Raw genomic sequence first — 1,000 nt, forward strand, 5'->3', positions numbered from 1 at the left:
TTTGAAACAATTTTCTTGATTGAATTGAACGCTCTTTAAGAGATCATACGTACAACGAGAGTATGGCAAATATACCACGCTCGGCGGGTGCGGAAATGTCGGCTGACCATCTGGCAAAGTCGCTAGTTGCCTTGCAAACCGACATCCTCGAAAAAGTGGCCTATGGCGAACCGTTGTCATCGGTTGCCGATCATCTTTGCAGGCGGGCCGAGGCGGTCGCCCCAGATGCCTTCTGTTCAGTTCTCACAGTCGATCGAGATGGCAGACTGCAGACGCTTGCAGGTCCGAGCCTTCCAGAACGGTACTCGCGCGCAATCGACGGAACTCTGATCGGGCCTAATAGCGGTTGTTGTGGCTCGGCGGCATATCGCGGCATTGCCGTGGAAGTCACCGATATTGAATGTGATCCACTTTTCGACGACTACAGGTCGCTTATACTTCCACTTGGCTTGAAGGCCTGCTGGTCCAGTCCAATCAAAGCTCGGGACGGCCGCGTCGTCGGGACTTTTGCATTTTATTTTCCTACCCCCCGAGGTCCGACGGACATCGAAAGGGAAGTGGTTGCGCGCTGCACTCATCTTTGCAGTATCGCCATTGAACACGAGGAGATCCGACGGCGCATGCATGAACTGGCGTTCGTGGACACCTTGTCGGGAGCGCCTAATCGCGCCAGTTTCAATCTCCGTATCAGCCAATTAACGGGAGCGAATCCAGAGCCTTTTGCCCTGTTGTTGATCGACCTCGATCATCTGAAGGAAATCAATGACACCTTGGGACATGCCGGGGGCGACGTTCTGATCCGCACTACTGCGCTGCGTCTCAAGACCGTGCCGATCGTCATCGAGGCCTTTCGTATCGGAGGTGACGAATTTGCAGTGGTCGTATCGGGTTGCTGCACGTCATCCGAAATGGCCAGTGCGGCACATGTCTTGATTGAAACAATCAGTATGCCACTCCAGTATGGCGGACATACGATCGTTTCTTCCGTGACTGTCGGCGG

General features: G+C 54.1%; 1 protein-coding gene. It reads left to right on the plus strand.

The annotated features are described in order from the left end of the window. Positions 1–95 precede the first annotated feature (95 nt). Positions 96–1,000: diguanylate cyclase domain-containing protein (locus tag ACX3P0_RS25285; RefSeq protein ID WP_459092982.1), on the plus strand; the 905-nt coding region annotated here is incomplete at its 3' end.

The sequence above is a fragment of the Mesorhizobium sp. A556 genome (assembly GCF_054489545.1).